7 protein-coding genes and 1 pseudogene are annotated in these 7,489 nt (G+C 57.3%); all 8 read left to right on the top strand.

All coding sequences use genetic code 11. The features are described 5' to 3' along the window. Positions 1-224: pseudogene (locus tag EN738_RS27145) on the top strand (beta-ACP synthase); the annotation flags it as partial. An 854-nt stretch (positions 225-1,078) separates the two neighbouring features. Beyond that, on the top strand, positions 1,079-1,669 hold the full coding sequence (locus tag EN738_RS27140) for a NodA family N-acyltransferase (protein WP_063169401.1): 591 nt from the start codon (positions 1,079-1,081) through the stop codon (positions 1,667-1,669). Further along, positions 1,666-2,325, top strand: a complete 660-nt coding sequence (gene nodB, locus EN738_RS27135; protein WP_091600617.1) for a chitooligosaccharide deacetylase NodB — start codon at positions 1,666-1,668, stop codon at positions 2,323-2,325. The genes EN738_RS27140 and nodB overlap by 4 nt, the downstream gene beginning before the upstream one ends. Positions 2,326-2,340: 15 nt before the next feature. Beyond that, positions 2,341-3,666: a chitooligosaccharide synthase NodC gene (nodC, locus tag EN738_RS27130; RefSeq protein ID WP_091600618.1), complete on the top strand. Its 1,326-nt coding sequence runs from the start codon at positions 2,341-2,343 to the stop codon at positions 3,664-3,666. 261 nt (positions 3,667-3,927) lie between these two features. Further along, positions 3,928-4,842, top strand: coding sequence for a nodulation factor ABC transporter ATP-binding protein NodI (nodI, locus tag EN738_RS27125; protein ID WP_091600619.1), 915 nt, complete (start codon positions 3,928-3,930; stop codon positions 4,840-4,842). Positions 4,843-4,845: 3 nt separating this feature from the next. Next, positions 4,846-5,634, top strand: coding sequence for an ABC transporter permease (locus tag EN738_RS27120; RefSeq protein ID WP_091600620.1), 789 nt, complete (start codon positions 4,846-4,848; stop codon positions 5,632-5,634). 287 nt (positions 5,635-5,921) lie between these two features. Then, a complete protein-coding gene (locus tag EN738_RS27115) occupies positions 5,922-6,683 on the top strand; it encodes a sulfotransferase (protein WP_024505871.1) in 762 nt (253 codons plus the stop codon). Between the two features lie 385 nt (positions 6,684-7,068). Next, a partial coding sequence (locus tag EN738_RS27110; RefSeq protein ID WP_127286377.1) for a cation:dicarboxylase symporter family transporter occupies positions 7,069-7,489 on the top strand: 421 nt, incomplete at its 3' end.

Below are 7,489 nucleotides of genomic sequence, written 5' to 3'. Positions count from 1 at the left end.
ACGCGCATTGCCTCGGCGCAGCGAGCGCGCTTGAAATGATCGCCTGCGTGATGGCAATCCAAGAGGACGTCGTGCCGCCGACCGCCAACTATCGCGAGCCAGATCCCGCTTGCGACCTCGACATCACGCCCAATGTGCCGCGCGAGCGCAAGGTGCGCGTCGCCATGAGCAACGCCTTCGCCATGGGCGGCACGAACGCAGTTCTGGCATTCAGGCAGGTGTAGAAGCCATGCAAGACGCCTCATTTGAGGTCACCTGTCGTATCTAGCTGCTTGCCGGACCACTATGTGAAGCGAGCGCTATTGGCTGCCTCTGCGATGCGGGAATTGGCAGCGGACGTCTCACGATCAAACAGGCATCTGCTTGTAGAATTCTTTTAATCGTGAAGCGGCGCGAGTGCGCTATCCGTTGAGGTGAGCAAGGCCGGCGCCCTGGGTGAGCTCTGGTGTCGGGTGGTGGAAAGTACAGGGGGAGCTGTGTGGCCACCTCTTTCTCGGCCTCGACGATGTGCGAAGGAGCCTGTGCGGCGAACGGGCCGACGCCCCAGGCTCAGAACCTGGGCGAACCTAACTCCCGCCAAAGGACAGCCCAGAGCTGGATACACGAAAAAGATACTGAACCCGCGAATCAGATTCTGATCAATCGTCGTGTCTGAGCTCCGCTCGGGCTCTTACGGAGATAATCGAGCGGCCCGGCAACGGCCGCGCGTGCCGCGGGCGTGAGCTTTGCGCTTCGTCAGAAGTGCCTCGAGCGTGACGACGATAATTGACCAGCCATATGGAACGCATTCGCCCAGTTATCCAAAGCGTGGATACCTTTCATCTAAACAAAGGATTTTACCGTTTTTGCTGCAGGTCCCATAGAAGCGCTTCAAGTTGGAAAGATAGGTAGTTCCGATGGTTGCGTTGGATCCGAGGAGCATCATCTGGTGTGCGGGGCGTACAAAGTCAGTCGCATCTGCATTGCGGCTTGGTCTTTCGGCGGTCTCCACAAGTTACGCCCCGTTGGGGCGACGCCAATTATTTAACCAATGCTTGGACATTTATCTCAACCGGACAGCTACAAGGTGAGGTCTTCCATGCGCCCGAATGTCGAGTGGAAGTTGTGCTGGGAAAATGAGTTGCAACTGGCCGACCATGTCGAACTCTCCGACTTTTTTCGAAAGACCTATGGACGGACTGGCGCCTTCAACGCGGAGCCATTCGAAGGCGGCCGCAGTTGGGCCGGCGCGAGGCCGGAATTCCGCGCAATCGGCTACGACGCGCATGGGGTAGCGGCTCACATCGGCATGCTGCGGCGCTTCATCAAAGTTGGCGAGGTCGACTTGATCGTCGCTGAATTGGGCCTGTACGCGGTTCGTCCGGATCTTGAAGGGCTCGGAATCGGTTTTTCGATGCGCGTGGCGTACCCAGTGCTCCATCAGTTGGGTGTTCCATTCGCTTTCGGCACGGTTCGGCACGCGCTGCGAAACCATGTCGAAAGATTCTGCAGAGCCGGCCTCGCGAACATTGTGTCGGGCGTTCGCGTACGGTCGACCCGTCCAGACGTGCATCCCGACCTGCCGCCCACGCGCCTGGAAGACGTACTCGTGTTGGTTTCGCCGATCGGACGCTCGATGGACGAGTGGCCGTCCGGTACCCTGATCGACCGGAACGGTCCGGAACTATGAAGCCTCTGGACTACATATGCGAAGGGCAGAGTGACAATGCCGATGGCATTGCAGAGCGCAGCGTCTATCTGACGTTTGACGACGGTCCCAATTCATTTTTCACACCGCAGATACTCAATGTGCTGGCGCAACATCAGGTGCCGGCGACCTTCTTCGTTGTTGGGGCCTACGCGGCCGACGAGCCGGAACTCGTTCGCCGAATTATTACAGACGGGCACGGTATAGCCAACCACACGATGACTCATCCGGACCTGGCTAAATGCGGGCCCGTCGAAGTCGACCGCCAGATAGTTGAGGCAAACAGAGTCATAGGGATGGCTTGCCCGCAGGCCATGGTTCGGTACTTTCGTGCACCGTATGGCATCTGGACCGAAGAAGTAATCGCTGCATCAGCGGGTGCGGCATTGGCGCCCGTCCATTGGTCCATTGATCCACGCGACTGGTCTCGCCCCGGCGTTGACGCCATCGTCGACAGAGTGCTCGCCGATATCCGGCCGGGCGCAATCGTGCTGTTGCACGACGGGTGCGCTCCCGACGAATTGCAACCAGGCAATCAAGCCAGTCTGCGCGACCAGACGGTGACAGCGTTGTCACGCCTAATTCCAGAATTGCACGGCCGCGGATTTGTAATCCGATCACTTCCTCAACATCCCTGAACAAACAGAGATCCTATGGACCTTCTCACCACAGCCAGTACTGTTGCCGTTTCGTCTTATGCGGTGCTCTCGACTGTTTACAGAGGCATGCAAGCGGTCTACTCCCAACCGGAAAATGTTACGCCGCCGTCGGAAAGCTTGTTCGGATCCGACCGTTGGCCGAGCGTGGATGTCATCATCCCCTGCTACAATGAGGACCCGCGCACACTCGCGGCGTGTTTAGCTTCCATCGCAATTCAAGATTACGCCGGAACATTTCAGGTCTATCTGGTTGACGACGGTTCTGGAAATCGTAATGCCGTCATCCCGGTACATCACGCCTACGAGGGCGACCCGAGATTCAATTTCATTCTGCTCCGCGAGAATGTTGGCAAACGCAAGGCGCAGATCGCCGCCATCCGCCGCTCATCTGGAGATTTCGTGCTCAGCGTCGACTCTGACACGACACTTGCGTCCGACGTGATCACGAAGCTTGCAGTAAAAATGCGGGATCCCATGGTCGGAGCGGCCATGGGCCAGCTGACGGCATACAACCGCAGCGACACTTGGTTGACCCGATTGATCGATATGGAATACTGGCTGGCTTGCAATGAGGAGCGCGCGGCGCAAGGTCGCTTTGGTGCGGTCATGTGCTGCTGCGGCCCATGTGCAATGTACCGCCGGTCTTGTCTCCTTTCTCTGCTGGATCAATACGAGACGCAGCTGTTCAGGGGGAAACCAAGCGACTTCGGTGAAGACCGTCATCTTACGATCCTCATGCTGAAAGCAGGCTTTCGAACCGAGTACGTTCCAGGTGCCGTCGCGGCGACAGTCGTTCCGGACAAGATGGGACCTTATTTGCGCCAACAACTCCGCTGGGCACGGAGCACTTTCCGGGACACGATGCTTGCGCGAGGTCTACTGCGTGGCCTGGATCGCTATCTAACTTTGGATGTGATGGGAGAGAATCTCGGCCCATTGTTGCTCGGCATCGCGGTAGTAACGGCGCTCGGTGAGCTACTATTTTCACATACAGTAAATTGGTGGACGGTGCTGGCTATTGTCACCATGACCATAATCAGATCTACGGTGTTATCTTTCCGCACTCGGCAGCTTCGATTCATCGGCTATTCAATGCACGCGTTAATCAGGATATTCCTGTTGATCCCCTTGAAGGCTTACGCCCTGTGTACATTGAGCAATAGCGATTGGCTGTCGCGTAAAAGTGTTCCCCTGCCCAACAGAAGCACAAAGGAAATCACAAGCGCGACGCCGCTTGCCGGAGCAAATGCTGCGGGCAATTCTGGAATTGCGGAGTCACTTCATACTGCAGATCTTTCGCTCACAGCTGGTGAAGTCTGACGGCCTTGCAGCGCCGGGTGACCGAGTAAGTTGTGTCAGTCGACACGTGGTGAAGCTTGTCGAGTTACCTATGGTCAGAACGGGAACTATCTGGAAGCGACACGTGGCATCTTGACGTTAATTCTTTGGCGGAAGCGATACACGCGTCGCTCCGGCCGCGACTTTCCAAAGGTGCCATCTCAAGGCGGTGGCCTGCTCTGAACCAGATTCGTAAGTAAGCTGCCGGTGGCCAATCGGACTCATTCCGCTTGAGATAGACGCATGTCCAATGTAGCAATCGACCTTACCGGCGTAACCAAATTATTCGGAAACAAGCTCGTTGTGGACGGGCTGTCCTTCACCGTTGCATCGGGAGAGTGCTTCGGTCTGCTGGGGCCGAACGGCGCAGGCAAGAGCACGATTGCGCGTATGCTCCTCGGTATGACCCGGCCTGACGCGGGTGATATAACAGTCCTCGGTCTACCAGTGCCGGCACGCAGCCGCTTGGCCCGCAAGGGCATAGGCGTGGTCCCGCAGTTCGACAATCTCGACCTGGAATTTACGGTACGTGAGAACCTGTTGGTGTTCGGGCGCTACTTCGGCATGAGAACAAGAGAGATCAACGCCGTCATCCCACGGCTCCTCGAGTTCGCTCGCCTTGAGAGCAAGGCGGATTCACGTGTCGGCCTGCTATCCGGCGGGATGAAGCGGCGCCTGACGCTGGCACGTGCTCTGATCAACGACCCCCAGTTGCTTGTGATGGATGAGCCCACGACCGGCCTCGACCCGCATGCCCGCCATCTGATCTGGGAGCGACTTCGTTTCCTGCTGGCGAGCGGAAAAACGATCATTTTGACCACCCATTTCATGGAAGAGGCTGAGCGGCTTTGTGATCGGCTGTGTGTTCTCGAGCGGGGACGCAAGATCGCCGAGGGCAGTCCTCATGCGCTGATCGACGAGTACATTGGGTGCAACGTGATCGAGATCTTCGGCGGCAATCCACAGGAGCTGATTTCGCTGATCAGGCCGTACGTTCAGCGTATCGAGGTAAGCGGCGAGACGCTCTTTTGCTATGCGCCTGATCCGGAGGATGTGCGCATCCAGCTTCGCGGTCGAGCGGGTCTGCGTATTCTGGAGCGTCCACCCAGTCTGGAGGACGTTTTCTTGCGGCTAACCGGACGTGAGATGGAGAAGTGAGCAATGGGTGAACGTCTTGCGGCCGCTCTACCCGCCAACGCCTGGAACTGGATCGCGGTGTGGCGCCGCAATCATTTGGCATGGAAGAAGGTGGCATTTGCTTCAATGCTCGGCACCCTTGCTGATCCGATGATTTACCTTTTCGGGCTCGGCACTGGCCTTGGACTGTTGGTAGGCCGCATCGAAGGTGCATCCTACATCGCTTTTCTGGCAGCCGGCATGGTTGCGACAAGCGCGATGACAGCATCGACCTTCGAAACAATTTACGCGGTTTTCGGTCGAATGCGCGATCAGGGCACTTGGGAAGCAATCTTGCACACACAACTTACCCTCGGCGACATCGTTCTCGGTGAATTGACCTGGGCAGCCACAAAGGCCTTTCTGGCCGGTACGACAATTGCGATTGTTGCCGCCGCGCTAGGTTATGCCGCGTGGACGTCGGTTCTCTACGTGCTGCCGGTCATCGCTCTCACCGGGTTCGCCTTTGCGAGCCTGGCCATGCTCGTCATCGCGCTCGCGCCCAGTTATCACTATTTTATTTTCTATCAGACGCTTGTCATCACACCTATGCTGTTCCTTTCGGGCGCGGTTTTTCCAGTCGGCCAATTGCCAGGAGTGTTTCAGCAGATTGCGGCCTTCTCGCCGCTGGCGAATTCTATCGATCTAATCCGTCCGGTGATGCTCGGCCGCCTGGGCGACAATGTAGGGCTGCATATAGGCGCACTTTGCATGTTCGCTGTATTGCCTTTTTTTGTGTCGGCTGGACTGTTTCATCGACGACTAATGCGTTGACGCTTACCTACGCCCATCAACGAGAAGGAGGTCCGCAATGCCGGATTGCAAACTGCCCACAGCGGCCCGGAGGCATGCGTGTGCCAGGAATCGCGAGTGGTACAACAACGCCGAAGCCGGGCGCCACCCAGCCGCTGCAGGCACGCGCCCATCTTCGCGACCACACCTCGGAGTACAGGCTGGGTGGTGAGGCGCGGACCCACCCGGAGCGTTCAAGCGATAGCAGCCAAGCTTCTTGTGCGCGTCCCCAGACCGTCGCGGCCATTATTTAGTTGGATACACATGCAATGACCCACAACGAACCAACTCCTGAGCCTTTTGTGATCCTTGCTATGCCAAGGACCGGAACACACTATTTAGAAGAATTGCTAAACGAGCATCCGACCGTTTTGAGTAACGGTGAGTTGCTAAACGAATATGATCCCAATTGGCCCAGCACGGATCGCCTGCTAGGCACGGATCGCGAGCTTCTTGAGCTTGCCTATGTGCGCTGCCCTATGCGCGACTACAAGAATGTGACGCATCTTGGCTGCAAGATCAATGAACCTCAGTTTCGCGAGCGTCCAGCATTCTTTGCGGAATTAGCTCGTTGGCCAGCACTCAAGGTCATCCTCGTTGTTCGCCGAAACGTATTGGAATCGCTCCGTTCCTTTGTGCAGGCCAGGGAAAGCGGTCAGTGGCTGAAGTTCAGCTCGGACAACGATACCGCTCGGCCACCGAGCGTCAGGTTGTCAATCGCTGACTGTGAGGCTTATTTCAAAGCCGCCGACGATTTTCACGCTCGCGTTATGGACTCCTTCACGTCGACCAACCTGCTTGTAATGGAATACGAGAGCCTTCTTCATGAACCTGCCCAATGCTTGGGAGCGGTTTGGGATTTCCTGGGCGTTCCAGCGCTTGAGCCATCAGATAACGCCATCCTGCAGCGCCAGGAAACGCGACCGCTGGATCAAACGGTGGAGAACTTTGACGAGTTGCGGATTCACTTCGCACGCGGACCTTATTCAAGATTTTTTGACCTCGGAGATTCGATGCGCTCCTACGCTTAATCGCTTGTCCCGCGTGCTCTGATGGGCGTGTAGGATATCCTACAGTTTGCGCGCATTCCGTCGCAAAACTGACCAACCAAAGTCACCAAGACGACAGATATCGGCCGGCATTCGATCTGCGGCGAACATCAAAGGCACGGCCGCAAGGCGACCTGGTCAATTCCCTCTCTGGCGAAGCACTTCTTCACGCGATCTTTGGCGAGCCTTGAGTGCAAATTCCGGCAAAGGTGGAGGGTTCCAGTGCGCAACCCGCACCAATCTCGCTGGACGGGACAGGCCTCCAGTTGGCACGGCGCTTGCTCCGAGATGACAGCAGCGCTCGACCGGAGCGCAGCATGGGAGAAGGAGGAGCCCCCACCCCGATCCGGTCAGGGAGAGAGAAACGGTGTTGGTTCCAAAAGTCCCCCGCGCGATCGCAGCGCCCCGCAAGCGCCATTTTGCCCGGACCTACGTGCAGGTGCTTGCCGCCATAGTCCTGGGTGCCGCAATTGGCTATCTCTATCCGGAAACCGGCCAGAGCCTGAAGCCGCTCGGCGATGCCTTCATCAAAGTCGTCAAGATGATTATCGCACCTGTCATCTTCCTGACAATTGCGACCGGCATTGCCGGCATGAGCGATCTGCAGAAGGTCGGCCGAGTTGCCGCCAAGGCGATGGTTTATTTCCTCACCTTCTCGACGCTTGCACTCGTTGTCGGACTGATTGTCGCGAATATCGTTCAGCCTGGCGCCGGCCTCAACATCGATCCGGCCTCGCTCGATGTCCAAGCCGTTAAGGGCTATGTGGCCACGGCTCACGAGCAGTCCG

The organism is Mesorhizobium sp. M4B.F.Ca.ET.017.02.2.1 (assembly GCF_003998955.1).
Classification (GTDB): domain Bacteria; phylum Pseudomonadota; class Alphaproteobacteria; order Rhizobiales; family Rhizobiaceae; genus Mesorhizobium; species Mesorhizobium abyssinicae.
Note: the sequence above shows the minus strand (reverse complement) of the source record. Positions and strands in the feature narration are given on the sequence as shown.

Bases quoted from the DNA above. Each gene is read 5' to 3' on its own strand.
- nodI (WP_091600619.1), top strand. From the start codon at position 3,928: ATGTCCAATGTAGCAATCGACCTTACCGGCGTAACCAAATTATTCGGA.
- EN738_RS27115 (WP_024505871.1), top strand. From the start codon at position 5,922: ATGACCCACAACGAACCAACTCCTGAGCCTTTTGTGATCCTTGCTATG.
- nodB (WP_091600617.1), top strand. From the start codon at position 1,666: ATGAAGCCTCTGGACTACATATGCGAAGGGCAGAGTGACAATGCCGAT.
- EN738_RS27140 (WP_063169401.1), top strand. From the start codon at position 1,079: ATGCGCCCGAATGTCGAGTGGAAGTTGTGCTGGGAAAATGAGTTGCAA.
- EN738_RS27120 (WP_091600620.1), top strand. From the start codon at position 4,846: ATGGGTGAACGTCTTGCGGCCGCTCTACCCGCCAACGCCTGGAACTGG.
- nodC (WP_091600618.1), top strand. From the start codon at position 2,341: ATGGACCTTCTCACCACAGCCAGTACTGTTGCCGTTTCGTCTTATGCG.